25 protein-coding genes, 2 tRNA genes, 1 other RNA gene and 1 pseudogene are annotated in these 26,522 nt (G+C 71.0%); 6 read left to right on the top strand and 23 right to left on the bottom strand.

The genetic code is table 11. From position 1 onward, the window contains the following. From CW359_RS46450 to CW359_RS15180, 3 genes are all read left to right on the top strand, one after another. On the top strand, window positions 1–194 hold a 194-nt coding region (locus tag CW359_RS46450; protein ID WP_232838400.1), incomplete at its 5' end, for a hypothetical protein. Window positions 195–203: 9 nt separating this feature from the next. After that, window positions 204–815 carry a response regulator transcription factor gene (locus CW359_RS15185; RefSeq protein ID WP_105970451.1) on the top strand — a complete coding sequence of 204 codons (612 nt, stop codon included), beginning with the start codon at window positions 204–206 and terminating at the stop codon, window positions 813–815. 57 nt (window positions 816–872) lie between these two features. Beyond that, window positions 873–945: transfer RNA gene (locus CW359_RS15180), tRNA-Gly, on the top strand. 62 nt (window positions 946–1,007) lie between these two features. Here the strand turns inward: CW359_RS15180 and CW359_RS15175 are convergent. The 5 genes from CW359_RS15175 to CW359_RS15150 form a co-directional block, all read right to left on the bottom strand. Continuing rightward, window positions 1,008–1,919, bottom strand: coding sequence for a phosphoribosylaminoimidazolesuccinocarboxamide synthase (locus CW359_RS15175; protein WP_105970450.1), 912 nt, complete (start codon window positions 1,917–1,919; stop codon window positions 1,008–1,010). Between the two features lie 104 nt (window positions 1,920–2,023). Continuing rightward, entirely contained in the window at window positions 2,024–3,568 is a 1,545-nt protein-coding gene (locus tag CW359_RS15170) for a N,N-dimethylformamidase beta subunit family domain-containing protein (protein ID WP_105970449.1), read from the bottom strand. Window positions 3,569–4,205: 637 nt separating this feature from the next. Next, window positions 4,206–6,056 (bottom strand): M48 family metallopeptidase, encoded by a 1,851-nt coding sequence (locus CW359_RS15160; protein ID WP_198655227.1) that lies wholly within the window; start codon window positions 6,054–6,056, stop codon window positions 4,206–4,208. 450 nt (window positions 6,057–6,506) lie between these two features. Then, window positions 6,507–7,760: a phosphoribosylamine--glycine ligase gene (gene purD, locus CW359_RS15155; RefSeq protein ID WP_105970446.1), complete on the bottom strand. Its 1,254-nt coding sequence runs from the start codon at window positions 7,758–7,760 to the stop codon at window positions 6,507–6,509. Between the two features lie 501 nt (window positions 7,761–8,261). Next, window positions 8,262–10,679, bottom strand: coding sequence for a DNA polymerase III subunit gamma and tau (locus CW359_RS15150; RefSeq protein WP_105970445.1), 2,418 nt, complete (start codon window positions 10,677–10,679; stop codon window positions 8,262–8,264). A 163-nt stretch (window positions 10,680–10,842) separates the two neighbouring features. Between CW359_RS15150 and CW359_RS47565 the strand changes: the two are divergent. Beyond that, window positions 10,843–11,475: pseudogene (locus tag CW359_RS47565) on the top strand (histidine phosphatase family protein); the annotation flags it as partial. On the opposite strand, the gene CW359_RS15140 reads toward CW359_RS47565, so the two are convergent. The 3 genes from CW359_RS15140 to ffs all read right to left on the bottom strand — a co-directional run bounded on the left by CW359_RS15140 (window position 11,451) and on the right by ffs (window position 12,729). Further along, entirely contained in the window at window positions 11,451–11,720 is a 270-nt protein-coding gene (locus CW359_RS15140; protein ID WP_157968545.1) for a hypothetical protein, read from the bottom strand. The pseudogene CW359_RS47565 and the gene CW359_RS15140 sit on opposite strands and share 25 nt — an antisense overlap. Before the next feature lie 106 nt (window positions 11,721–11,826). Then, the gene (locus CW359_RS45250) at window positions 11,827–12,162 is read right to left on the bottom strand and encodes a hypothetical protein (RefSeq protein ID WP_157968544.1); all 336 of its coding nucleotides are present in this window, start codon (window positions 12,160–12,162) and stop codon (window positions 11,827–11,829) included. A gap of 470 nt (window positions 12,163–12,632) precedes the next feature. Further along, window positions 12,633–12,729, bottom strand: an RNA gene (gene ffs / locus CW359_RS15130) — signal recognition particle sRNA small type. Window positions 12,730–12,802: 73 nt separating this feature from the next. On the opposite strand from ffs, the gene CW359_RS15125 reads away from it, so the two are divergent. After that, window positions 12,803–12,890 (top strand) — tRNA-Ser (locus CW359_RS15125). A 79-nt stretch (window positions 12,891–12,969) separates the two neighbouring features. Here the strand turns inward: CW359_RS15125 and CW359_RS15120 are convergent. From CW359_RS15120 to CW359_RS15095, 6 genes are all read right to left on the bottom strand, one after another. Continuing rightward, window positions 12,970–14,229: a tyrosine-type recombinase/integrase gene (locus CW359_RS15120; protein ID WP_105970442.1), complete on the bottom strand. Its 1,260-nt coding sequence runs from the start codon at window positions 14,227–14,229 to the stop codon at window positions 12,970–12,972. A gap of 8 nt (window positions 14,230–14,237) precedes the next feature. After that, window positions 14,238–14,411: a helix-turn-helix domain-containing protein gene (locus CW359_RS46440; protein WP_269805593.1), complete on the bottom strand. Its 174-nt coding sequence runs from the start codon at window positions 14,409–14,411 to the stop codon at window positions 14,238–14,240. A 573-nt stretch (window positions 14,412–14,984) separates the two neighbouring features. After that, on the bottom strand, window positions 14,985–16,460 hold the full coding sequence (locus CW359_RS15110) for an ATP-binding protein (RefSeq protein ID WP_105970440.1): 1,476 nt from the start codon (window positions 16,458–16,460) through the stop codon (window positions 14,985–14,987). A gap of 2 nt (window positions 16,461–16,462) precedes the next feature. Continuing rightward, window positions 16,463–17,302 (bottom strand): bifunctional DNA primase/polymerase, encoded by an 840-nt coding sequence (locus CW359_RS15105; protein WP_105970439.1) that lies wholly within the window; start codon window positions 17,300–17,302, stop codon window positions 16,463–16,465. Then, window positions 17,299–18,033, bottom strand: coding sequence for a DNA cytosine methyltransferase (locus tag CW359_RS15100; RefSeq protein WP_105970438.1), 735 nt, complete (start codon window positions 18,031–18,033; stop codon window positions 17,299–17,301). The genes CW359_RS15105 and CW359_RS15100 overlap by 4 nt, the downstream gene beginning before the upstream one ends. After that, window positions 18,030–18,914, bottom strand: coding sequence for a deazapurine DNA modification protein DpdA family protein (locus CW359_RS15095; RefSeq protein WP_232838398.1), 885 nt, complete (start codon window positions 18,912–18,914; stop codon window positions 18,030–18,032). Before CW359_RS15095 ends, CW359_RS15100 begins: the two co-directional genes overlap by 4 nt. Before the next feature lie 104 nt (window positions 18,915–19,018). Between CW359_RS15095 and CW359_RS15090 the strand changes: the two genes are divergently transcribed. Beyond that, complete coding sequence (locus tag CW359_RS15090) at window positions 19,019–19,576, top strand: hypothetical protein (protein ID WP_105970436.1); 558 nt, start codon at window positions 19,019–19,021, stop codon at window positions 19,574–19,576. 33 nt (window positions 19,577–19,609) lie between these two features. On the opposite strand, the gene CW359_RS15085 is transcribed toward CW359_RS15090, so the two are convergent. The 9 genes from CW359_RS15085 to CW359_RS15045 form a co-directional block, all read right to left on the bottom strand. After that, window positions 19,610–20,077 (bottom strand): hypothetical protein, encoded by a 468-nt coding sequence (locus CW359_RS15085; RefSeq protein WP_105970435.1) that lies wholly within the window; start codon window positions 20,075–20,077, stop codon window positions 19,610–19,612. A gap of 203 nt (window positions 20,078–20,280) precedes the next feature. Continuing rightward, on the bottom strand, window positions 20,281–22,410 hold the full coding sequence (locus tag CW359_RS15080; RefSeq protein ID WP_105970434.1) for an FtsK/SpoIIIE domain-containing protein: 2,130 nt from the start codon (window positions 22,408–22,410) through the stop codon (window positions 20,281–20,283). Between the two features lie 122 nt (window positions 22,411–22,532). After that, entirely contained in the window at window positions 22,533–22,850 is a 318-nt protein-coding gene (locus tag CW359_RS15075; protein WP_105970433.1) for a hypothetical protein, read from the bottom strand. A gap of 2 nt (window positions 22,851–22,852) precedes the next feature. Further along, a complete protein-coding gene (locus CW359_RS15070) occupies window positions 22,853–23,245 on the bottom strand; it encodes an RRQRL motif-containing zinc-binding protein (protein ID WP_105970432.1) in 393 nt (130 codons plus the stop codon). Continuing rightward, the gene (locus CW359_RS15065) at window positions 23,245–24,105 is read right to left on the bottom strand and encodes a protein spdB (protein ID WP_105970431.1); all 861 of its coding nucleotides are present in this window, start codon (window positions 24,103–24,105) and stop codon (window positions 23,245–23,247) included. Before CW359_RS15065 ends, CW359_RS15070 begins: the two co-directional genes overlap by 1 nt. After that, window positions 24,102–24,551 (bottom strand): Pycsar system effector family protein, encoded by a 450-nt coding sequence (locus tag CW359_RS15060; protein ID WP_105970430.1) that lies wholly within the window; start codon window positions 24,549–24,551, stop codon window positions 24,102–24,104. Before CW359_RS15060 ends, CW359_RS15065 begins: the two co-directional genes overlap by 4 nt. Next, a complete protein-coding gene (locus CW359_RS15055; protein WP_105970429.1) occupies window positions 24,548–24,811 on the bottom strand; it encodes a DUF6284 family protein in 264 nt (87 codons plus the stop codon). Before CW359_RS15055 ends, CW359_RS15060 begins: the two co-directional genes overlap by 4 nt. Window positions 24,812–25,010: 199 nt before the next feature. After that, window positions 25,011–25,463, bottom strand: coding sequence for a hypothetical protein (locus tag CW359_RS15050; protein WP_105970428.1), 453 nt, complete (start codon window positions 25,461–25,463; stop codon window positions 25,011–25,013). Window positions 25,464–25,493: 30 nt separating this feature from the next. Then, window positions 25,494–25,799 carry a hypothetical protein gene (locus CW359_RS15045; RefSeq protein ID WP_105970427.1) on the bottom strand — a complete coding sequence of 102 codons (306 nt, stop codon included), beginning with the start codon at window positions 25,797–25,799 and terminating at the stop codon, window positions 25,494–25,496. Window positions 25,800–26,522 lie beyond the last annotated feature (723 nt).

The raw sequence follows: 26,522 nt of genomic DNA, 5'->3' as shown, positions 1-26,522 counted from the left end.
TCCGGGTCTGGGTCGGGGTCTGGGTCGGGGTCCGGGTCTGGGTCGGATTCCGGGTCTGGGTCGGGGTCTGGGTCGGGGTCCGGGTCTGGGTCGGATTCCGGGTCTGGGTCGGGGGCTGGGTCCGGGTCCGGGTCGGGGGCTGGGTCCGGGTCCGGCTCCGGGTCGGGGGCTGGCGGCGGGTTCGTTGTGAGTGAGGTGACTTCATGAGTGGGGTGCGGCTGTTGCTGGCCGACGACGAGCACCTCATCCGGGGTGCGCTGGCCGCGCTGCTCGCGCTGGAGGACGATCTCGTGGTCGTCGCCGAGGCCGCCACCGGGCCCGAGGCGCTGGCGATGGCCCGGGCGCATCGCCCCGACGTCGCCGTGCTCGATCTGGAGATGCCGGGCGCCGACGGTGTGAAGGTCGCCACATCGCTACGGGCCGAACTCCCGGAGTGCCGGGTGCTGATCGTCACCAGCCATGGCCGCCCCGGGCATCTGAAGCGGGCGCTTGAGGCGGGTGTGCGGGGGTTCGTCCCGAAGACGGTCAGCGCGCAGCGGCTCGCCGAGATCATCCGTACCGTGCACGCCGGAAACCGTTACGTCGACCCCGAGTTGGCCGCCGACGCGATCTCCGCCGGGGACTCGCCGCTGACCTCGCGCGAGGCCGAGGTGCTCGAACTCGCCGCCGACGGCGCCCCGGTCGCCGAGATCGCCGAGCGGGCCGCCCTGTCGCAGGGGACCGTACGGAACTACCTGTCGTCGGCCGTCTCGAAACTCGGGGCGGAGAACCGGCATGCGGCGGTACGGATCGCACGGCTTCGGGGTTGGGTATAGTTGGTCTCGCGCCACGGCACGTACGGCAGGTTCGTACGGCGGTGTGCGGGGCGCGATGCGGACGTAGCTCAGTTGGTAGAGCGCAACCTTGCCAAGGTTGAGGTCGCCAGTTCGAACCTGGTCGTCCGCTCGGAAGTCGAAGGCCCCGGTCCACTGGACCGGGGCCTTCGGCGTGTGCCGGGGGCGTCCGGCTCAGGTCCAGCTGACTCCCGTCAGGCGTTCGTACGCCTCGATGTACTTGGCGCGGGTCGCGTCCGTGACCTCCTGCGGGAGCGGCGGCGGGGGCTGCTCGCTGGCGCGGACCCAGCCGGACTCGGCGGACGTGAGCCAGTCCCGTACGAACTGCTTGTCGAAGGACGGCTGGGCGTGGCCGGGCTCCCACTCGGCGGCCGGCCAGAAGCGGGACGAGTCCGGGGTGAGGACCTCGTCGGCGAGGATCAGGGTCTCGCCCGCCGCCGTGCTCTCGTAGCCGAACTCGAACTTCGTGTCGGCCAGGATGATGCCCCGGTCGCGGGCGATGTCGCGGGCGCGGGCGTAGACGGCGAGGGTCGCCTGGCGGAGTTCGGCGGCGGTGTCGGCGCCGACCTGGCGGGCGACCTCCTCGTACGACACGTTCTCGTCGTGGTCGCCGACCGCGGCCTTGGTGGCCGGGGTGAAGATCGGGGCGGGGAGTTCCGAGCCGTCGGTGAGTCCCTCGGGGAGGGCCAGGCCGCAGACCGTACGGGACGCGGTGTACTCGGTGAGGCCGGAGCCGGTGAGGTAGCCGCGGGCCACGCACTCGACCGGCATCATGCGCAGGGACTTGCAGATCAGGGTGCGGCCCGCCCAGTCGGCGGGGGCGCCCGGCGGGAGTTCGGTGCTCAGGACGTGGTTGGGGGCCAGGTCGGCGAGTTGGTCGAACCACCAGAGCGAGAGCTGGGTGAGGACGCGGCCCTTGTCGGGGATCTCCGTGCGCAGCACCCAGTCGAAGGCGGAGATACGGTCACTGGCGACCATCACGAGGTCGCCCGCCTCGTTCTGGTACAGGTCGCGCACCTTGCCGGTGTGCAGATGCACCAGACCCGGAACCTGGAGGGGCTCGGGCTTTTCTACGAATCCGGACACGGTTCCTCCCCGTGGTGATGTCCAATGTCCAAGTGGCTTGATTCTCCCGTATGGGGAGCACACCTTTTTCGCCGGGGGCTTCGGCTTCGGTTCCGGGGTGGGGCTCAGTCGCGTTTGCAGATGCGGTCCAGGAGGTTCGCGGTGGCTCGTTGGATACGGGGGTCCACGTGGCCGGGGCGGTCCAGGGAGGGGGACCACGCGAACGTTCCGGATGCGAAGACCAGGGCGCCGGAGGGGGAGCGGTAGAGGGAGGTCTCCTGGTGGCGGAGGGCGCCTTCGGCGTCGGCGTACGGGGAGTGCGCGAGGAGGATGCGGTCCTCGTGCTCGGGGAGCTGCGTGCGCGGGAAGTAGCGGTCGGCCTCGCCCGCCACCATGCCGTCGATCTGGTCGCCGTCGTGGGCGCCGGTGGCCTCCCACATCCAGTGGTCGGCGTTGCGGACGACCAGGGGGGTGGGCTCGGGGACCCGGCCCGCGTACTGGATGCCGATCAACTGCTGCTCGGGCCGGTCGATCTCACGCCAGAGGGCGGGTTTTCCGGGGCCTCGGCGCTTGCGGCAGGTGAGGAGGCGGTCGGCGACGCCGGACGGGGACGGGGCCAGGTCGACCTGCCAGTACATGGTGTTGGCGGAGAGGAAGACGAGCGAGGTGCCGTTCTCGCGGGCGAGTTCGGTGGTGCGGCGCATCGGGGCGGACCAGTACTCGTCGTGACCCGGGAAGACCAGGCCCCGGTAGCGGGTGGGGTCGACGCGGCCGGCGTGCAGATCGCGGGCGTCGGCGTAGGCGAGGTCGTAGCCGTAGCGCTCGGCGAAGCGGATGAAGTCGTAGGCGTGGCCGACGTGGAGGGGGAGGCCCGCGCCGGCGTACGGCCGGTCGAAGGAGACGGTCGTCGCGGCGTCGGACTCACCGAGGAGCCGGCCCTCGTCGTCCCAGGCGTGGTAGAGGCTCGCGCCGGTGTGGCCGTCCTCCGGGTAGAGGTTGTACGCCTGCCAGGTGATGTCGGGCAGGAGGAGGAGCAGGTCGGCGGGGTGGTTGTCGCGGACGGTGAAGGGGATGTGGGAGCGGTAGCCGTCTGCGGTGGTGAGGACGGCGACGTACGCGCCGATGTTCCAGTACGACGGGATCTGCAGCCGCCAGGAGAGCCACCAGTGGTGGCAGGAGACGGTGCGGTCGGCGGTGAGGGGCGGGGGCTGGACGATGCCGGAGAGGCGGGGGCTGGTGGTGATCTTCGCTGCGCCGTCGCCGCCGTAGTGGCCGATGCGGTAGATGTCCACGGCGAACTCTTGCGGCGGGTCGACGGTGATGTGGAAGTCGATGGACTCGCCGGGGGCGGCGGGGCCGGTGGAGGTGAAACCCTTGATCTGCCGGTGTACGTCGTCGGCGGCTCGGGGGCCGCCGGTGGGGCGGGGCGTGGTGCGGGGGACCGGGGGGACCCGAGGGGTGGGGATTCCGGCGGTGGCGGTTGGGGTGCCGGTGGCGGTGGGCGTGGGGGTCGGATCCACCGGGTCCACGTACCAGGGGACTACGTGTCCGGTGTCGTCGAAGTAGGCCTCGCTGCCTCGGAGCCAGGGGACGGGGCCCAGGCCGAAGGGGTCCGTGACGGCGTGCGCGAGTGCTCCCGACTCCCAGCGGCGGATCGGCTGCGACCCCATGACTGCTTCCCTCCCTGGCTCCCCCGTCAGGTGCGTGCGTGCCGGCCTTGCGTCCCGTTGTCTTATGTCCCGAGCGATTGCCATGTGCGCGATCGGTCCCAGCACATCACATTACGCACGCAGTCCGTCACCGTTCGTCGCGAATTGACCATAAGCGGAAGGGAGGGCTCCGACCGGTTTTTTCCTCGCCCCCGCCGCCCCTCCCCGTCCCATCCCCGGGGGCTGCCGCCCCCGGACCCCCGCTTTGTCCTCACGCGCCGGACGGGCTGGAGGGTGGGTGCCTGGAGTGGGTGGGTGAAGCGGGGCTGGTGGGTGGGAGTTCGGCCTGAACGGCCTCGTCCTCAAACGCCGGACGGGCTGAGTGGTGCAGGCCGGGGCTTGAAGGTGCAGATAGGGGGCGGAGGCTGCCGGTTGGCGCTTGAGGGTGCAGGCTGGCGCTTGAGGGTGCAGATAGGGGGCGGAGGCTGCCGGCTGGCGCTTGAGGGTGCAGGCCGGGGCTTGATCTTTGAGTGCCGGTCCGCATCTTCAGCCCGTCCGGCGTTTGAGGACGAGGCCGTTCAGGCCGACAGCGGGGGTCTGGGGGCGCAGCCCCCAGGGATGGGACGGGTAGGGGCGGCGGGGGCGAGGAAAAGGCCGGTTACACCAGGCGTACCGGCTTCTCCGGGCGTACTCCCGTTGTGCGGAGCCACGCTTCCAACGGCCCCGGATCGCCCCTCTCTATCAGGGTCAGCACCCTCGGGCCCAGGTCCACCGCCCGTTCGCCGTTCAGGAGGAGGGACGGGCCGTCGAGCCAGTCCAGGCCCGGTGTCGCGCCCGCCGTGTCCATCGCCGCGCAGCACACCATCGCCGTGACGTGATCCGCGAGCAGTTCACGCCCCGTACGCGGCGGCTGCAGCGGGAACAGCGGCAACGCGCCGTCGTCCCAGCCGGACGTGTCCGGGCCCTGGCCGGTCAGGTGGCCCGCCGGCACCGCCGCCTCCTCGCGGGCGACCTCCGCACTGATCCCCGCAGCCAGCGCCTCGCTGCGCTCACTCCCCACCCGCTCGCCGTCCCCGTCGTCCCCGTACTCGCCCTCGTCCCCGTACCCGTCACCGTCCCTGTACTCGTCACCGTCCCTGCACTCGCCCTCGCCCTCGCTCTCGCCCTCGACCTCTCCTTCGTGCTCCCTCGCGGGCGTCCCGGGCGACTGCGGCGTCGTCAAGTGGCTCAGTACCCGGGACAGCGTCGGGGCGTCGGGGCCCTGGCGGGCCGGTGTCGTCGTGTGGTGGACGCCCAGGGTGTCCAGGACCCGGTGTAGACGGGCCGCGTCCGTACGCCACTTGCGGTCGACCACCTCCTCCGGATACTCCTGCCAGTCCACCGGCGCCCAGTCAGGACCAGACTCGGCCGGGCCCCCGTGGAAAAGCCGGGCGGCGAGCAGCGAGGCCGCCTCGTCGATCGCGCCGGGCTCTTCGAGCAGGTCGCAGGCCGGGCGTTCGCCCAGGCGGGACGTGAAGCCCTCGGCCAGGCGGTCGCGCCGGGACAGTTCGGTGAGCGCCGCGACGACTCCCGCGTCGAGCCGGGCGGGCCAGCGGCCCATCCGCCAGGCGGGCAGCGCGACCCGGGTCAGGAGGCGGTCCCAGCCCGCGTACGCCAGCCCGACCTGCTCCTGTGCGACGATCCGCAGCCCGTAGTCCACAGCCTGTGCACGCTCGGCCGCCGCCGAGGCGACCCCGCGCTCCATCTCGGCCGCGTGCACCCGGCAGCTGCGCAGCAGCAGCCTCGACACCCAGCCGACGCCCGCGAGCGCAGCCCGGCCGACGGGCCCGCGCTGGGGCGCCGCCGCGACGGCCACCGCCGCGTCCAGGCCCCGGACGAAGCGCCGCGCCGCCGCGATGTCCGGGTGCGCGGAAGGTCCCGTACCGGCGACGACCGGCGCGAGGACCGCGCGCAGCTCGCCGACGCGCATCCACCACAGGAACGGCGAGCCGATGACGAGGACGGGCGCCGCGGCGGCGGCAGCGCGCCGGTGCTGTCCCTGGAGGGCGGGGCGCAGGCCTCGTACACCCGATATCTCGTCCCGGCCCTCCGCCGGGGGCAGGGCGTGGGCGCGGTGGGTGCGGTCCTCCAGCCAGCTGTCGCAGTCCGGGGTGAGCGCTATCGCGGAGGGTGCGGGGACGCCCAGGCGGTCGGCCAGGTCGCGCACCAGGTGATAGAGGTCGGGCGCCGACTCCTCGGCTATCGCGACCGTGGGGCTCATGGCGGGGCGGGCGCGGGCGACGACCAGGGCGATGACGGTCGCCGCGAGGAGTACGACGACTGCCGCGCCGCCCGTGATCCAGCGGGCGAGGTCCCAGCCGGCGCCCACGAGGTGGCCGGTGGAGCCGCCCGCCAGCAGCACGACGGCGACGGCCGCGGGCAGCAGGGCGACGGCCAGGGCCCTGCTGCGGATGCGCAGCACGGCGAGGGCCCGGGATCGCGCGACCTGCGCGCCTGCCTCCACACCCATACCGGTCACGACCGGATGCCACCCCCTGCCTTCTCACCGTCTCCGCACACGCTGACGTTGCTCACTCCCCCACTGTGGCACCCACCACTGACATCGCAATGCCGGTGGGCCAAGTGCCGGAACGCTTGCGCCGCACCATAGTTGGGGGCCCGGTCCTCGTCAGCCGGATGGGGGATCGGTCACTCGATGGAATGGCTTTGGGGAAAGGTGGGTGACGCGCGGCGGCGACGAAGCGGCGGGGAATCGGCAGGTGGGAGGCGGTTCGGGAGTGGGTTCGGAGAGGGTTCGGAGAGGGGTCGGGAGTGGGTTCGGAGAGAGTTCGGGAGTGAGACAGAGGCGGGGTGGCGGCCTTTGAACGGCTCTCGGGCCCCGCATCCTTAGACGGATGCGGGGCCCGAGAGGTTCATCGGTGTGTGCGGGCGGATCGCGGCGCGATCCGGGCGGCGTGGCCTACTCCCCCGCCGCCGCCTTCGCGGCGATGTCCGTACGGTGCTGCGAGCCGTCCAGGTGGATACGGCCGAGGGCGGTGTACGCGCGGTCGCGCGCCTGCCCCAGGTTCTTGCCGGTCGCCGTCACGGAGAGCACCCGGCCGCCCGCGCTGACGACCTCGTCGCCGTCGTGCTTCGTGCCCGCGTGCAGGACGTACGCGTGCGGGGCGTCCTCGGCGGCCACGTCGGCGAGGCCCGTGATCGGGTCGCCGGTACGCGGGGTGCCGGGGTAGTTGTGCGAGGCGATGACGACGGTGACCGCCGCGTCGTCGCTCCAGCGCAGGGGCTCCAGATCGGCGAGGGTGCCGTTGGCCGCCGCGAGGAGGATGCCGGCCAGCGGGGTCTTCAGCCGGGCCAGGACCACCTGGGTCTCGGGGTCGCCGAAACGGGCGTTGAACTCGATGACGCGGACGCCGCGCGAGGTGATCGCGAGACCGGCGTAGAGGAGGCCGGAGAAGGGGGTGCCCCGGCGGCGCAGCTCGTCGACCGTGGGCTGCAGAACAGTCTGGAGGACCTCCTCGACCAGCTTCGGGTCGGCCCAGGGGAGCGGCGAGTACGCACCCATGCCGCCCGTGTTCGGGCCCTCGTCGTCGTCCAGCGCGCGCTTGAAGTCCTGGGCGGGCTGGAGCGGGAGGACGGTCTCGCCGTCGGTGATCGCGAAGAGGGAGACCTCGGGGCCGTCGAGGAACTCCTCGATGACGACGCGGTCGCAGGAGTTCGCGTGCGCGGTGGCGGCGGCGAGGTCGTCGGTGACGACGACGCCCTTGCCGGCGGCGAGTCCGTCGTCCTTGACGACGTACGGCGCACCGAAGGCGTCGAGGGCTTCATCCACCTCGTCGGGAGCGCTGCAGACGTAGGAACGGGCGGTGGGTACACCGGCGCCCGCCATGACGTCCTTCGCGAAGGCCTTGGAGCCCTCCAGCTGCGCGGCCTCCCTGGAGGGTCCGAAGACGGGGATGCCCACGCCTCGCACGGCGTCGGCGACCCCGGCGACGAGCGGCGCCTCCGGCCCTACGACGACGAGGTCGGCGCCCACTTCGACAGCCAGCGCGGCAACAGCCGCACCGTCGAGGGGGTCGACCTGACGCAGCTCGGCGACCTCGGCGATACCGGCGTTGCCGGGGGCGCAGTAGAGCGCGGTGACGTCGGGGTCGAGGGACAGGGAGCGGCACAGGGCGTGTTCGCGGGCGCCGTTGCCGATGAGGAGGACGTTCACGGGGTCAGTTTAGTGGGCGGCGGTGGGATGGTTACCGGGGCTGGTGCGGGCCTCGCTGGGGGCTGCGCCCCCAGACCCCCGCTGTCGGCCTGAACGGCCTCGTCCTCAAACGCCGGACGGGCTGACTACCGGCCTCTCAACCGACAGCAGGTTGGCGGGGGTGGCCGGGGTGGCCGGGGTGGCCGGACAGGGTGCTGCGAGGCGAGGCCGGTCAGGCGGAGTTTTCCCGCCCACCCACCCGTTTACTGCCTCTCACCCAGCCCAGGCCGGGGCATCTCAGCCCGTCCGGCGTTTGAGGGCGAGGCCGTCCAGGCCGATCTCCCACCCACCCACATGGCCGCCCCCACCCCCAGCCCGTCCGGCGTTTGAGGACGAGCGCGTCAGCGCGACAAGCGGGGGTCTGGGGGCGCAGCCCCCAGGAACGGGATGGGACGGGTAGGGGCGGCGGGGGCGAAAACCTGCCCTGGACCGAACCATCCCCACCCCAGGACAGCTACTCGTTCACTCGTTGGAGAACTCCTCCACCACCGTCGCCCCCAACTCCCGCACGATCAGTTCGTGGCCGGAGAGCGCGGTCTCGTCGAGGTCCGGGTCGTCGTCCTCAGGGACGTCGTCCTCGGGGGAGACCGGCGGGGGTTCCGGGGCCGACGAGGGCTGCGGTACCGGAGCGGAGGCCTGCGGGCGGGGAGCACTGGGCGCCGGTGCGGGTGCCGGTGTCGGGGGCGCCGACTGCTGGGGCGGGGCCTGCGTCGACACGGCGCCGCCGCCATAGCCGCCCCCGCCTCCACCTCCGCCGCCGTATCCACCGGGGGCGCCGCCTCCCCCGTAACCCCCGGTCGCCGGAGCCGTCTGGCCACCGCCCCCCGTCGGGTCGACCACCGCCTCGATCCGCCACTGGACGTTGAACTGTTCCATCAGCGCCTGCTTCAGCACTTCCTCGCTGCCGCTGCTGGAGAAGTTGTCGCGCGCGCCCGCGTTCATGAAGCCCAGCTGGAGTGTGGTGCCGTCGAAGCCGCTGACCTGGGCGTTCTGACTGAGCAGGATCCAGGTGAACCGGCGGCGGTTCTTGACGGACTCCAGGATGTTGGGCCAGAGCATGCGGGGGTCGAGACCGCCGTGCACGGGCGCGTGCGCCTGAGCCTGGGGCTGAGCGGGCTGGGCCTGGGGCTGAGGCTGGGCGTAGGACGGGGCCTGGGGCGCAGCCGGGGCCGGGGGCTGTCCGCCGCCCGCCGGAGTTGCCGTGGGCCAGCCACCGGGGCGTCGGCCACCGCCCACGGGCGACGCGGTGGGCCAGGCGCCGGGGGCAGCGGGGGCCGCAGCGGCGGGAGCCTGGGGCTGGGGCTGGGGCTGAGGTTGCTGGTGCTGGGGAGGCTGCTGGACCTGAGGTTGATTCGCTTGATGCGGCTGCTGGGGCTGTTGGGGTTGCTGGGGCTGCGGAACCGGCACGCCGCCCGCGTCCGCCGCACCGGCCGGCACACCACCCGCCCCCCACGACGCACCCGCCGGGCCCGAGACCCCCGGCGCAACCGGGGACGCACTCGCCGCTCCCCCGCCCTGCGCATCAGGCCCCCGTACCGCCGCCCGAGCCGCCGCGACTCCGCCGCCCGCCGGCATCGGGGCCCCCACAGGACCCCCGACCGGCGCACCCCCGGGCACGGCGCCCTCGTACGCCGCCGGACCGCCATGTGCGCCGGGACCCGGCACGTACCCCATGGCGATGCCGGCGCCGCCCGGGCCCGTGGCCGGGCCGCCGGCGAAGTTGACGCCTCGCTCCAGCTTGTCGAGCCGGGCCATGACCGAGCGCTCGTCGCCGTACGCGGCGGGCAGCAGCACGCGCGCGCAGATCAGTTCCAGCTGGAGTCGGGGCGAGGTCGCGCCGCGCATCTCCGTCAATCCGTCGTTGACGAGGTCGGCGGCGCGGCTGAGTTCAGCGGCGCCGAAGACGCCGGCCTGGGCCTGCATCCGCTCGACCACGTCCACGGGGGCGTCGATGAGCCCCTTCTCCGCCGCGTCGGGCACGGCGGCGAGGATCACCAGGTCGCGCAGACGTTCGAGCAGGTCGGCGACGAAACGGCGCGGGTCGTTGCCGCCCTCGATGATGCGGTCGACGACCTCGAAGGCCGCCGCGCCGTCCCCGGAGGCGAACGCCTCGACCACGGAGTCGAGCAGCGAGCCGTCCGTGTAACCGAGCAGGGAGGTGGCCATGGCGTACGTCACACCGTCGGCACCGGCACCGGCCAGCAGCTGGTCCATGACGGACATCGAGTCTCGTACCGATCCCGCCCCGGAACGCACGACCAGGGGCAGGACGCCGTCGGCGACCGGGATGTTCTCGTGGCCGCAGACCTCGCCCAGATACTCGCGGAGCGTGCCCGGCGGGACCAGGCGGAAGGGGTAGTGGTGGGTCCGGGAGCGGATCGTCCCGATGACCTTCTCGGGCTCCGTCGTCGCGAAGATGAACTTGAGGTGCTCCGGCGGCTCCTCGACGACCTTCAGCAGCGCGTTGAAACCGGCCGACGTGACCATGTGGGCCTCGTCGATGATGTAGATCTTGTAGCGGCTGCTCGCCGGTCCGAAGAATGCCTTCTCTCGCAGGTCACGGGCGTCGTCCACGCCACCGTGCGACGCGGCGTCGATCTCGATGACGTCGATCGACCCCGGGCCGTTCCTCGCCAGGTCCTGGCAGGACTGGCACTCGCCGCAGGGCGTCGGCGTCGGGCCCTGCTCGCAGTTCAGGCAGCGCGCCAGGATGCGCGCGCTGGTCGTCTTGCCGCAGCCGCGCGGCCCGCTGAACAGGTACGCGTGATTGACCCGGTTGTTCCGCAGCGCCTGCTGCAGCGGGTCGGTTACATGCTCCTGCCCGATGACCTCGGCGAACGACTCCGGGCGGTAGCGGCGGTACAGCGCAAGGGACGACACGCATACGACGATATCGGGCCCCACTGACAGTCGGCCCCGCCCGCCCGGCTCACCCCTCGCATACCGGGCACCCAGCGCCCTGCGCCACGGCCGCCCCGCTGCCTCCGCCACCGCCTCTCCTGACGGCAAAGAGTCCCCAAAAGTTCCCCTTGGCGCATTTCACATGAAACACAAAGAACCCACCATCAACTTGAAAGCTCAAGAGTGGGAGCGCTCCCCAACACCCCCACCACCCCCTCTGCTCCCTCTTGGCCCACCCTCACCCCCACCCTCACCCCCACCCCTGAGGAACGACCACATGCCGCTCTACTTCATCCGCCACGGCGAATCGGGCGCCAATGAGCAGAACCGATTCGCTGGACGGCTGGACTCCCCCCTCACCGACCTCGGCATCAAACAGGCCGAACAGACGGCCGAACGCGTCGCCGCGCTGGTCGAGTCCGGCGTACGCATCGACGAGGTGCACATGTCCACCCTGCGCCGCGCCCGCGAGACCGCCTGGATGATCATCGACCGCCTTCCCGCGAGACCGGCCCTGATCACGTCCGAGGAGGCGCTCGTGGAACGCGACTTCGGCAGCTACAGCGGGCGCAACAAGAGCCTGGTGAAGAAGTCGATCGGCTTCTCCGGCTACACCGAGGCGTTCCACTCCCCGACCGGCACGCCGCCCGGCGGAGAGAGCTGGCGGGAGATGTACGACCGGGTCGCCGCGTACCACCGCGACGTACTGCTGCCCGCCTCGCGCGCGGGACGTACGGTTCTGGTCGTCGCTCACAAGTACATCGTGGAGATGTTCGCGCTGGTGGTCGCCGACGCGGACCCGTCCGCGTACCGCGATCTCAAGATCCCCAACGCCCGCCCGCTCTCCGAACAGGACCTGCGCCGCGCGGTCGCGGCCCCGGCGGCGGCCGGGCTGCTCAACGACCTGGGCGAGATCGTCGAGATCAGACTGCCCCTGCTGGTGGCCGGAGCGGCGACGGCCGGGGTCGCCGCCCAACTGCTCCTGGGCGTACGCGTCCCCCCGTGGGCCTTCACCCTCACCCTGACCGTCCTCCTCTCCATAGGCTCGTTCTTCGCGATGCTGCGCGTCGCACCGCCGGCCCTGCGCGGCCCGGTCGCGAGCCTGCGCACCGCGTGGCCGCTGCTCCTACCGCGCCTGGCCCTGGGCCTGGCCCTCCTCTGGACGACCCACGCGCTCCCCCTCCAGCTCGCGGGCCTGTTCCTGCTCCTGCCCCCGGCCCTGATGGCGCCGACGCTGTCGCTCCTCTGGGGCGGCGACTACTTCTTCGCGATACGGCACACAGTGGCCGCCTCGCTGGCCCTCCCGGCCCTGCTGCTGGCCGGACTGGCGCTCCCGCTCGCCCTCCCCGGCACGCACGCCGCGCACACGCTGGCGGCACTGGGCCCGGCGCTCCTGACGTACGCGGTGGTCCTGGTCGCCGCCCTCGCCCTCCCCGGCGTCGCCGCCCAGACCCTCCGCCACCGCGACCCCATCCGCGCGGGCGCCCTGAGCACCAACTGGAACTGGCTCGGCGGCCTCGCCCTGGTCCCCCTGGCGGCGGTGGCGACGTTCGCCCTCACCCCACCGGTGGGCCTGACCGGCCCGGACACGGCGGGCCTTGCGGCACGGCTGCTCCTGACGATGACGGTCACGGGTGCGGCACTGGCGGCCCTGCGCCTGCTGACGACGCTGTTCCTGCGGGTACGCCCGCACGGCGCGGGTCTCGGGCGGGACATGTTCATCACCCAGAACACACCGAACGTGTTCCTGTGGCTCGCGATGACTGCGGTACTGGCTCCGACCACGGGCCATCACCCGTCGGTGATCGGCCTGGGCGTGGCGCTGGTCTTCTTCCTGGCGGTGTACATCGACGAACGCGTCTTCCTGCACGCCCACAGCCGCACCCTGACGACGGCTCCCGCCGCGCCGGTCCCGTGCCCGACCGCGGCCAAACAGAAGACCCCCCACGCACCCGCCAGAGCCAACCTACCCTTGCTGCCTTCCGGCCCTGGGGGAGTTCAGTCAGATAGCGCCGCGTGAGGGGCTGAGGCCCAGCGTACCTGATCGCGGAGGGCCCGAACGAGTTCGCAACCACCCCCTCAGGTCATGTAATGTTCCCGGCGGAGGATTCGCCTAGTGGCCTAGGGCGCACGCTTGGAAAGCGTGTTGGGGGCAACCCCTCACGAGTTCGAATCTCGTATCCTCCGCCAGTGCCTCACCGGGCACGATGTCGAAGGGCCCCACCGTTCGCGGTGGGGCCCTTCGACGGTTGCAGTCTCATCTACAGTCTCAACGCGACCCTGCGGAGCCCTTCGGGCCGCCCTCGTCGGCAGCCTTGGCCACCTCCCAGATGAGACCGCCGACCCGCTGCGCCACGTCGGCCAGGATCCCGCCCGTCACGTGCTGGTAGCGGGCAGCCATCGCGGTCGACGACCACCCCATGATTTGCATGACGACCCGTTCCGGAACACCGAGGATGAGCAGGACCGTGGCGGCGGTGTGCCGGGCGTCGTGCAACCGGCCGTCCCGCACCTTGGCGTCGGTGAGGAGTTGCTTCCACGCGTCGTAGTCCGTGCTGGGCACCAGCGGCTCACCCAAGGGAGAGGTGAAGACGAAACCGGTCTCGCGCCACTCGTCTGCGGCCAGGCGACGTTCCCGGTCCTGCTCCTTGCGGTGCAGTTCCAGCAGTCGGCCCAATTCGCCGGGCACACCGATTACCCGGCGGCCGGCCCGCGATTTGGTGGGGGCCGTGTCCTCGTTCTTCCGGACCCGCTGCTTGCAGTACCCGGGCTTTCGGCCGCACTCTCCCCCGCAGCCGTGCAGGTACTTCGGCCGCAGCCGGTTCTTTCTGACTCGGAGAATGCCGTTCTGAAGGTCGACGTCCGACCAGCGCAGTCCGAGAGCTTCGCCCTGCCGCAGTCCCAGGGCGAGAGCGATGGACCAGCGGGCACTGTTGCGCAGTTTGGCCGCTTCGGAGAGGAGACGCTGCACTTCCTCGATGTCGTACGGCTCTACCTCCTCTTCCTCGATCCTGGGAGGCACTGCGAGCGTCGCGACGTTCCGCGTCACATGGCCGCGTCGAAGGGCATGGTTCAGGGCCGTACGCATCGTGCGGTGCGCCTGGTGAGCCGTGGCAGCCTTGCTGCCGTTGGCCTGCATCTTTGTGTAGAAGCGTTCCAGGTGCTCAGGCTCCAACTTGTCCAGCCGGTGGGCACCCAACCCGGGAGTCAAGTGCACCCGAACGGCCACCTCGTACCCGGCATAGGTGTTCTCCCGTACGGACGGCTTGGCGATCTCCTCGACCCAGTGCAGCAGCCATGCCTGAACGGTCCACGGCCGGCCGGGCTTACGGACCTTCCCCTCGTCGCGCTGCTTCTCCAGCGCACGGACTTTCTTGATGACCTCCGCTTCACTGACCTTGCTACTGACGTGGCGCCGGTCGGGCTTCCCGTCATCGCAGACGCCGACCGTGACGCGGCCGTGCCAGTAACCGTCATTGCCGAAGTAGATGGACGATGCGCCATCGGGGCGCTTGGCGCGCTTGGCCATGGGACTCCTTACGCGACTGCGTTTATGGGACGGGACTGCATGCGCTGAGCGAGGTAGTCGCTGAGTGCTTGGACGGGAACTCGACGGGACCGACCGATCGGCACGGTCTGCACGGCGCCATCTCGAATGAGGGCGTACATCGTGGTTCGGCCGATGCTCAGACGGCGGGCAGCCTCTTCCACCCTCACCGCGAGGAGGGTGGGGTCGAAAGCGTCTTCTGAGAGTTCGACTTCGGTACGGACTAGGGCGAGGTTGCGTGTCTGGTCGCCTGTCACGGGGCACGACTCCTTGCTTCTCAGGGGCCTTGCGGAGGTGGCGGATGCGCGTGTCTGTCCGAGGTGTGGATTTCTGCGTCATTGCGTCGGCAGCGTCATTCAAGCTTCTGACCTGCGGTTTTAGGTGACGCGAGGGGTGGGGCCTGCGTCATGGATGCGTCATGGGCAGCGTCATCCGTGACGTGGCCCATGACGCGGATGACGCAGGATGACGCAGGCGCGGCCGTCTGCGGCATGCCTGTAGCCGCAGGTCAGGTGCCGTTTCCGGGCTCGCCTGACGCGGATGACGCAGGGTCTTCCCTCTTAGGACAAAGAGAGGGGGTGTTCTGGTGTGGTGCGGTGCTGTTCGGAACGCGAAGAAGGGGCCGCTTCGCGGCGCGTCCTTGGGGCGGGGCTGCGCCCCGGACAAGCAAGAGGAGCACGCGTCGTCGGGGCGACTGGTGCTCCTCTTGCTTGTCCGGGTGAGGGTGGGGAGGGCGGTCAGTGCATCCGGGGTTGGTCGAATGGGGGTGCCGGGGCGGGGCGGGTCATTTCGAGGTACCGGCCTTGGCTGGTGCGGCCGGAGTCGATGAGTACACCCCGGGCGGCGAGGGTGGGCTGTAGGCGCTTGAGGCGGTCGGAGAGCACCTTGCCGGTGGTCGGCCAGCCTTTGGGTAGGGCGCGCAGTTCGTCGCCGGCGTAGAGGCGGCTGAGGCAGGCCAGCCACTCGGTGGACGTCATGCGTTGCGCGCTGCCGGGTTCGATGGTGTCGGCGTGCCGGAGGACGGTCTGGGCCAGCAGGTCGCCTTCGATGACGTCGTCGTTGAGGTCGTCCAGCCGGGCCCGGTACGCGGCCAGCGCTCCGAGCCCGGTGGCCGCATCGAGTTGCGCGCAGAGGTGGGCGAAGTCGGCCATGCGCAGGTCGGTGGGGGTCTCCGCCTGCGCTGCGCGCACCCTGACGGTGAGGTCGAGTAGGGACCCGAGCACGACGGGCAGTACTTCCGCGTATTCCGCCCACAGTTCGGCCTCGGTGCGCCGCACGCGGGGTCGCTCCAAGCGGAGCGGGAGCAGGCGTTCGGCGAGGTCGGGCCGGATGACGCCGACGTCGATGCCGGTGAGGAGCAGGGGGCGGCGGTAGCCGACGCGGAAGACGTCCCCGTCGGTGAACAGGGCGCGTTTGACGCTTTCGGCTCCGGTGACGATGCAGCACATCGCGTCGGACAGGTCCGGTGACATGTGGGAGAGGTTGTCCAGTGCGGTGACCCATCCCGCCGCGACGGCCGCGATCAGGTTCTCCTCATCCTTGGGGGCGCGGCGCAGGTCCCCGCTCATGCCCTCGATGATCCGGACCAGCATGCGTCCGCCGGTGGACTTGCCCGCGCCCTGCGGGCCGGTGAGGAACGGGGCGGGGACCGGGACGGACGGTCCGAGGCAGCCGATCAGCCAGGCGATGGCCAGGCACTCGTTCTCCGCGCCGGCGAAGTTGCACAGCCGCATGAGCAGGTCGATGCCCTTGCCGTTGGTGTCCTTGACGGGCAGGGGGAGTTCGCCGGTGAGCTGGGTGCGCCGCCAGCAGACCTCGCGGGGGTCGGGGGTGAGGATGTCCCATCCGGTGGGGTGGATGCGCACGGACCGTCCGTCGTCGCGTCCTAGGTCAAGCCAGGTTGCGCCTTCGTATCCGGGGGCGACGCGGATGTGTACGGGCTGTACGTCCTCGGTCAGTGCGAGGGCTTCGATCAGGTCCAGCGCCTCTTTCAGGGCCGACCCGTTGAAGGCGCCGCGTCCGTCGCGGTAGAGGCCGACCATGAGTTCCTGGCGGTGGCTGCCGGTGGTGCCCTGGGAGCGGATCGGGCGGGCGATGGGCTGGCCGTTCTTCTGTGCGTAGACGGTTCCGTCCGGGGTGCGGAAGTAGCGGAAGTGGGATTGCGCGTAGTCGGTGATGATCTGGCGGGCGGGGTTCTTCTCTTCGTCAGCCATGGTCACAGTCCCAACGTGGTGAGGGCATTGGTCCACGCGTCCGTGCAGTGCCGGGAAGTTTCGCCCTTGGCCTGCGCTGCGGTGAACAGCCGGGCGACGTGCGTGTGGGTGAGGCAGCCGCACCGGCCGTGCGTGGACAGCACGGCGAGGAACGTCCGGTAGACGGTCGCGTGCACCGCCTCACGGGCGCCGGTGATGCTCTGTACGGCCATGGCGATGCCCCGGTCCAGGAACACGGGCGAGCGGTGACGACACACCCCGCCCTGGCCTCCCAGGGGCGCTGAGAGGGTCTGTGGCGTCCAACGGGCGGGAGGGGGATCCGTTAGTGCCAGAGCGCGCACAGCGTCCGGGAGGGCGGCCATGGCGCCGCTGCCCCATCCGAGCCAACGGGCGTACGCCATAAGGGACTTGATGTCGACACCGGGCCGTACGGCGTTGGCGGATCGCATGGCGCCCTGGTAGAGCCAGTGCTCGCCCCGGGTGGTCGGTACGGTCAGGGTGGCGGGCAGGGTCGTACGGGCCCACGTGATGGCGTCCTCGTTGTCGAGGTCGACGATGGTGAGGCCGGCGCCGCCGGGGTGGTAGGCCACCGCCGCCGCCTCGCGCCACGCCCGCGCCCACGCAGGCGAGTTGAGGACGTCCGGGTCGGTGGTGGCGGCGGCCCACGCGTGGCAGGGCGCCGGGCAGTGACAGGGGCCGGGGGTTTTCATGTTCGGCCGTCCGCCGCACGCGTTGTTCGCGCAGGTGCGGCAGTTGCCGAACGGCACCTTCCCCGCCCGCAGCGGCAGCGGCGGCACACCGGCCGCCGCCAGACTGAGCGCGGTCCGCAGGTGGTCGCTCATGCGGCGGCCCTCCCGTCCAGCACTGCGGTAATGAGGTAGGCGCGGCCGATGAACTCGGTGTAGGCGGGTGGGATGGCTTCGGTGAGTTCCTCCCGCACGTCGGTCCACGTGATCCCCATGGCGGCCTGTAGCTCCGGGACGGTGGGTTTGCCGCCGCCGTTGCCGTACGCGGCGACGTACGGGCCGTCGAAGTACTCACCGTGTCGCCAGCCGCGTACGCGGCCCCGGTGGGGGACGTGCGCCGGCTGTGCGGCGGTCCAGCCGCCCAACTCGAAGTTGCGGTGACGGATGACTCCGAGTCCGAACATCTCCCCGCACAGGGTGAGGTCTTTGCGGATCTCGGCGCGGCCGTTGGGTTGCTCGATGACGTAGGGCAGCCCGGTCCGTTCGAGGAGAACGCGCGTCGGGGCGACCAGGTCGACGTGCGTGCCGCCCCACCCCTGGGAGGCGTTGGTGCCCACGGTCAGCGCGCATCCGGCCTGGCACGGCGGGTACGCGTGCACGAACGCGTACCGGCGGATCTCGCCCGTGGCGATCAGGTGGGCGAGGTAGGTGAGGGCGTCGCCGTGGTGGTAGGGGAAGGGGTAGTTCGGGCGGTGGGCGATGTCGCAGCCGTCGACGTCGAACCCTGCTCGCTGGTAGCCGGTTGCGGCGCCGCCGGCGCAGGAGAACACGTCCAGCAGACGCGGCCGTGAGCCGGGGGTTCGTCGGATGGTGGTGGGTTGGGTCATGCTGCGCTCCGGTCGGTCAGGAGCATTTGGTGGTGGGTGGGGATGGCGTTGATGACGCGTTCGCGCCAGGCCAGGGCGTAGTCGATGCAGTTGGCGCAGTTCTTGTGGGTGTGGCCGGGCAGGGGCGGGCGGCGGCGTGCGTGGGAGCTCCAAGCGGCAGAATCGGCTGAGGCCAGCAGGTGACCGATGCGTTCGAGTCCGAGGATTTTGAAGCCGAAGCCGTGCAGTTTGAAGCCGTGTGCGGCCATGGCGGTGACGATCGCGGCGCCCTGACGGGTGGACTGCAAGCGGCACACCGAGCCGAGCCCGACGACGGGTTCGGCCCGTAGGTCGACGCCCGCCTTCTCGTACAGCTCTACGCAGTGCTCGTATTCGGGGATGCTGCGGCCCTGGAGGACGGGAGCGATGCGCAGGTCGGGGGCGAGGGAGCGCAGTTCGAGGAAGTTGGCCACGGTGCGCCGCTGGTGTTCGGCGACGCTGAGGTGGGTGCCAGCGAAGTACTGTCCGCCGAACCAGCCGCCGTGGATGATGGCGTCCTCGCACATCCAGTCCTGCGGGGCGGCCCAGTCGTAGGGGCCGACGTGTTCCCAGATGCGGCGCAGGTCCTGCACGTACTGGCGGGGCGGGCGGGTCCAGGTGCCCTTGTCCTTCAACTCCATGAAGCCCCCGGAGTCGATGGCGTAAGGGCCCTGGGCCACGTCCCACTTGACGGCGCGCGCGAAGTGTTCGGACTTCAGGAACAGCGGCACGTCGGTGAGGCGCAGCCAGTGCCGTTTGTGGGTGGTCAGGTAGAACCGCATCCGGGGCGCGGCGGGAGCTCCCGCCGCGAGCGGGCGGGCGGCTGGCGGTAGGGCTCGCCGGATGGGGGTGGGTTGCGTCATGCTGGATGACCTCCAACGGGTCTGATCAGGACGGGTTGGGCTAGGGCGGTCCCAGTTCTTTGGCGAGAGTGGGGCCGCCCTGCTTTTTGGGAGACGGGGGAGCCGTGAGTAGTGCGCTGATCGCGCTGATTGCAGCGGTGTTCGGTGTGACGGGAACCTTGTTGGCGCCCGTGCTCTCGCAGCGCTCACAGGCGAAAGCTCTGGCTGCGGACTTCGATCGGCAGCAGCGAGCGGCCCAGGGAGCGTGGCAGCGGGAGCGGTTCCAGATGGAGTTCGAGAAGCGGCGTGCGTGCTACATCGCGGCGAACGCCGCTATGAGCAGGTATCGCGTCCAATTGATGATCTATCTCTGGCGTGTTCGTCGAGAAGAGGTCGACGACGCTGCCAAGCAGGAGCTTGAGGCAGCACGCCATGCGCATCACGCGGCCTTCGCCGAGGCGCAGATGGTTGCCTCTGACGCTGTTCTTGATCATTTGGACCAGTTGGCCATCGCCTTGGGAATTGCGTATGGCAGGACGAAAGACTTGGAGGAAGGCCATCCGGGCCCAGAGGGATCCTTCGAGGAAATCGAGGCGTACTTGGGTTGGTTCTGGCGACGCTGGCAGGAGATGCGGCGCGCAATGCGTGATGACTTGGGTGCCCGGGACACGCATGGCCAGTAACCACGGATCGGCTCTGACGTGGTGAGGCTGTGATCAGCCGTGGAAGTGGTTGCGTTTGAAGATCGCTTTACGAATGTGGACCGTGGTGGCGCTCTTGTGGCCGCTCGCGCCGAAAACCTGGATGGCGATCCAGCCGCCGAAGATCACGGCGGCGAGGGTGATGAGCTGGGTGATCAGCGCAGTGAGGGCGGTGATGAACGTGGTGAGCAGGAGCAGTCCGCCGCACACGGCGAGGAACCCGACGCCCCCGAGGGCGACGTTGACGGCCGCACGCGAGACGGCCGGCGGGGTGGCGGTGACCGGGTCGGGGTGGACGGGGGTGATGGCGTAGCCGGTGACGACCCGTCCGTCCGGCAGGACGACGGACGCGACCGCCGGGACCGTGCCGGGCTGGACGGGAACGAGGGGTGCCGGGGCGGCGGTGGCGGGCTGGATCGGGGTGGGGTAGTGGACGTCTACGGCCCGCTGTTCGGGGGCGTGGGGGAGGTGGTTGGGGTACATGCGGAATCCCTTCCGGCAGTGGGCCAGGGAGGCGGGGACACCCCCTGACAGGTGGGCTGTGGAGGGGGTTTGAGGGGGCTGACCTGCGGTGCCTCCCTGCCTCCCTGACGATCATTTGTGCAGGTCAGAGCCAGGGATGCGGGCCAGGGAGGGGGTCAGGGAGTTCTCCCTGCCTCCCTGACCCGCCGGGGGTCGCCTCCCTGTCACTCGGCGGCGGAAGCGGAACCGTCCGTGTCGCGGCTGGCGAGGGCGCGGGCGACGCGTTCGGCGCCGACGACCTTGCGGCCGTCGGACTTGTAGGGCTCGGCTCCGGTGCCGTCCAGCACGCGGGTGAGGTCGGTGAACGACCAGCCGCCGTAGGTGTCCGTGTCCAGGACCGTGAGCCGCTTGAGGACTTCCTGCGTGAGGACACGCGGGGTGTCCCCGAGCACGCTCGCGATGTCGGCGAGCGCGTCTCGCTCCTCGGCCCGATCGATGACCCGCAGGGTGGTGATGCCGTCGCGCATGGCCTTGGCGCGGTCGGTGATGGCTTCGGCCGCGTCGTCGTCGATGTAGTGCGTGCGCACCGTGATGGACGCCTGCCCGGCGGGGATGTCGATGCCGGAGGACGCCAGCACCAGCGTTCCCTGGTCCAGCCCCGGGCGCAGCAGGTTGGGGGCGGCGCCCCCGTCAACTGCCTTGTCACCCAGCGCCATCCGAGCCTGCGACTCCGTCCCGAGCGCGAGCGAGGCACGGGTGTGGGCACCCTCCCGGACCAGCTTGGGGAGGTTCTGGTCGGTGGGGTCCTGCGTGCCCTGCCACATCAGCACGTTCACCGCACGGCCCTGGTTGTGGATCTTGCGCACGGCCATGAAGTACCGGGACGTGGCCTTCGCCCCGCCGTACGGCCGCTTCTCGTCGTCGACGACCGGGCACATGAACGCCATCTGTGCTTCGTCGACGATCACGATCAGGGCGGGGAACACCGTTCCCGGCGGCGCCTGGATACGGCGGTTCATCTCCTCCACCGCGTCCTCCACCATCTCCGTGACCTGGATGACGTGGTCATCGGTCGGCCCCTGGATGAGCACGGTGGCCAGACCGTCGAACATGCCCCAGTCGCCCACGCCCTTGAGGTCGCCGATCCAGAACTGCACCGACTTGTCGAGGGCGAGCCACAGGGCGAGGGAGCGCAGGGCGACGGTCTTGCCCTGGTTGGACAGCCCGGTGATCAGCAGGTGGCGCTGATACACGCTCAGCGCCGCCATGTCGCCGCGCAGGTCCTGCCCCCACGGGGCCTTCCCCTTGCCGTAGTCGGCGGTCATCGTCTCGTCCGTGACCAGCGGAGACGGCCCGATCGGCTCATCGAGCGCACCCGAGTCGGCCACCCACAGCCGCACCGTGCGAGCCGCCTGCGGGATCGTGATGAACACCTCGTGCTCGTGCCGGGCGAGGTTCTCGGCGAGCTTGCGGCGCCGCTGCTGCACCTCGATCGTCGACACCCCCGAGGGGAGGGTGACGTCGACTTCGACGCCGCATCCGGCGATCCGGATCGGACCCAGCATGCTCGCGCCGGCGTCGCCCATGTCCTTGATGGCGTTGCGCAGCGCGGGCACCCCGAGATCCCGCAGGGCCTTGACCACGATCGAGGGGGTGATCGGCTCACCCTCGCCGTTGCGGACGTTGGCGGGCAGCGCCCACGCGGGTGCGGCCTGCTGCTTGCTGCCGACCGCCCACAGCGCGAACAGCGCGAGGAGTGGGCCGACGATCAGGGCGGTGCCCCAGGTGACCTGGACGATCCGGATGAGCAGGGCGATGAACTCGATCGTGGCTTTCAGCGGGGTGATGACGTCGCCGATGTCGTGGTTGTTGATCGCCATCACGACCCCGAGCGCGACCAGCACGCCGATGCCCACCCCGGTGCCGACCGCGAGGCCCTTGGCGGCCTCCACAGGGGAGTGGAGCAGGTCCATGCGGCGGTGGTGGCGGGCCTGGCGGAACCGCGACAGTCGCTCCTCCCACTCCTCGGCCGCTTCCAGGTTCCCGGCCGCTTCCGCCGTGCGGATCATGCGCTCGTACCGGGCCCCGGTCTTCCCGTCCCACGTCCGGCGGGCCACGATCCGGCCGCCGTTGAACGTGTAGAGACTGTGCCGCGCCACCGCACGCACAGCGGACTTGGTGCCCTCGTGCGTCACCACGGTCTTCACCGCCCGCCCCGAGCGCACCCACAACGGCACCAGCGGCACCGGGGGCGCGGGCGGGGCGTCGGGCACCACGGTCAACACCGTGGGCGTCACCTCCGACTCGGGGTCGGTCGGCGGGGTCTTGACGAGACGTACAACGTTCTCGGTCATGCTGGTACTGCTCCTGACTGCCCCCTTCGGGGGGCGGGAGTTGGGAGGAAGGGGTGTCGGGGCGGGCCGGGTCCGTGGAAAGAGCGGGCCGCCCCGACGCCTGGTCGTGCTGGGTTGGCTGGTCAGAACCAGCCGGAACGCTTCTTCGCCGCCTTCTCACGCGCGGCCTCCGTGATCACGCGCTGCTTCTCGCCGTGCAGGGCGGTGAGTTCGGCGGTCAGCCGCATTTCCGCGTTGGCGGTGGTGGTGTCGATCTGCCGCTCGGCGCGGGCGGTGCTCTTGCCGCGTACGACCCGGTAGGAGCCACTGACGGTGGCGCGGGCCATGGCCCGGCGCTCGGCACCGTTCAGGGGCCACGACTCACCCCGCTTGACCGCTTCCAGCTTCGCGGCGACCTTCTGGATCTCACGGTCCAGACGACGGATATCGGACTTGGACACGGTCAACTCCCGTTCGGGATCGGCTCGGGGAAGGCGCACGGGACGCACATGCCGAGCGAGCGGGGCATGCAGTAGTCGTAGATCACCTGGCAGTTGGGGCAGGTGCGGCGGGCCAGCATCGCCAGCGCGAGGGCGCCCCACTTCCGCGAGGTCATCGGCCGTACCGGCTTGGCGAGGTCGATCCGGTAGAGGTAGGCGACCCGGACCCCGCCGGCGCGCCGGTTGACGCGCATGACCTGCGCCGCTATCGGCTGACCGCCCGGACGCAAGCCCTTGGCCCGCAGTTGGCGGCGGGTGGCGAACTGGTCGTCGTCGGGGGCGAACTTCCACGGGAAGGTGGGCACCCCGTACAGGGCACCCGACGGGTCGTAGCACTTGCCGTAGGCGGCGGACATCAGGCCACCCGCTTCCATGCCGCCCGCAGGCGGACCTCGGAAGCGGAGTGGCCGGCCGTACGGAAGCGAAGAGCCATCTCCCGGTAGGACAGGGCCGGGGTCTCGCTGAGCCGGATCTCGTCGACCAGCGTGTCGAGCTCCTGGTCGGTGAGCGAGGGCGCCGCTTCGAGCGAGCGGGCCGTCAGGGGCTCGGTGGGTCCCCAGACGGGCAGGTCCCAGCGGGGTGTGACGTCGGGTGTGACGCGGCTCGTCACGCTGCTCAGCGCCCTACCAGTGTCGTCTCCCTGCCGCGCCGCTTCCAGCGTCGACCACGCCCCGGCAAGAGACTTGGCCGTCCTGGCCTGGACACGTGCGACGCGCGCCCCGGCGTGCGTCACGGCCGTCAGCCGGGTCTCTTCGGTCGCGGCCTCGGCCCGAAGTCGGGCGCGGGCAACGGCGGCTTCGTCACGGGCCTCCTGCTGGATGTCCCGGATCGCTCCGAGGGCGGTGGGGGTGAGCGCGGTGCGCTCCCACAGCCCGTGGACGAGCCACAGGGCCTTGGCCGCGATCGGCAGCCAGGCCACTGCCAGCCACGCGCCGGCGGACTCCTCAGCGGTGAGCGCGTGCGCGACCAGCACCCCGGCCGCGATCAGACCGAACGACCAACCGACGGCGGTGACGGTGCGGTTGTGGTCGCCCTGGGCCGCGAGGCGGCGTTCGTAGGCGAGGGTGGCCAGCCAGCCCCCGTCGATCCCTACCCCGACGACCAGCGCAACCGGCCATGGCACAGCCGTGCCGAGCCACATCATGACCACAGCCAGGGTGAGGACCATGGACACGGCCGTCATCGCGACAGCGGGCAGAACGGTCTTGGCGTTCATGCCGCACCCCCCGCCGCGATCAGGGCGGCGGCGATGAGCAGGGCGCCGCCCGTGCAGGTCAGGTCGACCGCGCGCTTGAGGCCGGTGAACTTCACCACCGCGATCCGGGACAGACCCGCGACGTCCGCGACCATGTCCTCAGCGAGCACGGCGGTGATCTGGTCGGGGGTGAGGGTGGCCCACAGCGGGAACCCCCGCCCACCGCTCAGGTTCGGGCGGACCGAGCGCAGCAGCAGGCCCGCCGCCGCGACCAGCGCGAGGACGCCCGTACCGCCCACCGCGAGCACGGCGGGGGTGAGCGGGAGCTCCCGGGCGACGGTCCACGTGCCGGCCAGGACCGCGCCGACGAACGCCAGCAACAGACCGGTCTTGGTATCCGTCCGCGCAATCTCCGCCTTCACCTCAGCGTGCGCGGCCGTCAGGTTCTCCTCCGGGGTGGTGCTCACGCGCCCACCCCCGGAACGAGCTGCACGCCGTTGGCCAGGGTGCGGCCGACGGCCAGCACCCGGCGGCGGGCCCGGCGGACACGCCGCACGTCCAACTCGGTCGGGGTGCGGTCCATGGTGATGATCTGCGCGTCCAACAGGTCGACCTGCGCCAAGATGAGCGGCATCTCGCGCTCGATGGCGTCCAACTCAGCAGCCGTCGGCTCGATGAAGTCGGCGAACGCGGTAACAGCATCCTGAACAGTGACGATGGGGTTCATGGGTCGTGGTCTCCCTAGCAGGTGCAACGGCCCGAACAGCGGCGCCCGGGCTGCAACCCGGGCGCCGCGCGCCGTTGAAGGGGATGGTGGGCCGCGCAAAGGCGCGGCACGACCGCTGAGCAGCGGCCGGAGTGCCCCGGGCCCGATCCGATCGGGCGCCCTCACGGCCAAAGACCGGGGCTGATGTGCCGAGCAGTGGTCAGGTGTAGAGGAGAGCGCCGCCGGCGGTGCGCAGCGCGGTGTGCGCCTTGCGGGCCCGCAGGCCCGCCGCGTCCACCTCGGCATCCGGCACGTCACCGAGCGCGAAGGCAGCGTCCACGGCCTCCTGCGCGATGGCGAGCAACCCGCCCTCCCGGGTGGTCATGTGGAGGACGTCCATGGCGCTGGTGACCGCCGACCGGGCCGCGTAACGGGCCTGGCGTGCCTCCGTCGTGTCCGCCTGCCCTTCACGGCGGGCCACGATCTTCAGGAACTGCTGCTCGCGGTGACGGACCAGCGCGGCCAGCAGGGCCGGTATCGCGTCGGCCAGTGCCTTGCGGCGTTGCTCCGCTGTGGCGGTGCGGGCGGTACGGGTCGCGGTCAGGTGCTGCATGACCCCGGCGACGGTAGCGCCGGCGAGCGTGCCGAACACGGCGATGAGCGTCGTGATCACAGGAACTCCTGGGTGTCGAGGGGGAGTTGGTCAGGCGTTGCGGCCGTATGCCTCGTTCAGTTCCGCCACCGCGTCCGTGCACTCGCCGGACGTAATCCGGTCGTAGACCGCCTGGCCGATCTGGACGGCTTCCGGGGAGGTCAGGTCGGTGGTGGGGGCGCAGTCGCCACAGTTCGGGTCGCCGCAGATGTTGATGCGCCCGCAGCCGACGGCTTCCGAGATCCGATTGGCGATCCGGGCCCCGCGCTCACCGGCGACCTGCTGACCGGTGGCCTGGAGTCGGCGGCTGACCCGCTCACGGAACGAGACTCCGCCGGTGCTCTCACGTCGGGACAAGGGGTTCTCCTCCGGGTTGGTGGTCGGGGTGTGGAGCAGGCGGACGAACGGCTCCGGCTCCCCGCGCTCCCACCCGTACGGTCCCCGCGTGAAGCGGGCCCGGACGGGTGGGAGAGGCAGCCGGCCGCAGCGCTCACGCTGCGGAACAGGGATGGACCGGGGAGGTACGGCGCCGTCGGTCGGTCCTCACGGCGGCGCCTGGGGATGTCGTCGGCTCACACCGACCTCCCTCAGCGAGAAGGGGAAACGGCTTCACCGGTCGGCCCTTGCGGGGCGGACCGGTCCCGAGCCGGTGAATTCGGGTGCGTCATCGTCACTGCTCTGACGCCAGCAGGCGGCTTGCACGAACGGTGCAGAGTGGCGTGCCGCCGACGACGTCACCCGGTCGTCTCGGGGGCGGTCTGTCTCATCCCGCCACGTGCGTTGGAGCCACGCTGTACTACCCCACACCCGTCACCGGATGGCGCCTGCCAGGCGCATAGGGGGAGAGCTGCGTACATCACGACGGTTTGCCCCCGGACCCTCGCCCTAGGCACCTACCGTGACCGCCGCCCTCGCGTCAGCCCCGCACGATCACTGTTCAGTTCTCAAACAACGGCACTACATCCGTGCAGGTCAAACCAGCTAAGACAGCTCCACCCGGCTTGCTTAGGGGGGCTTGCCGTCCTGCTTGCTAGAGACCATAGGCAAAGCCGAACCGTCGCGCAACCCCCTCTTGCGATA

This window comes from Streptomyces geranii (assembly GCF_002954775.1).
GTDB lineage: Bacteria > Actinomycetota > Actinomycetes > Streptomycetales > Streptomycetaceae > Streptomyces > Streptomyces geranii.
This window is presented reverse-complemented; position numbering and strand designations above follow the sequence as displayed.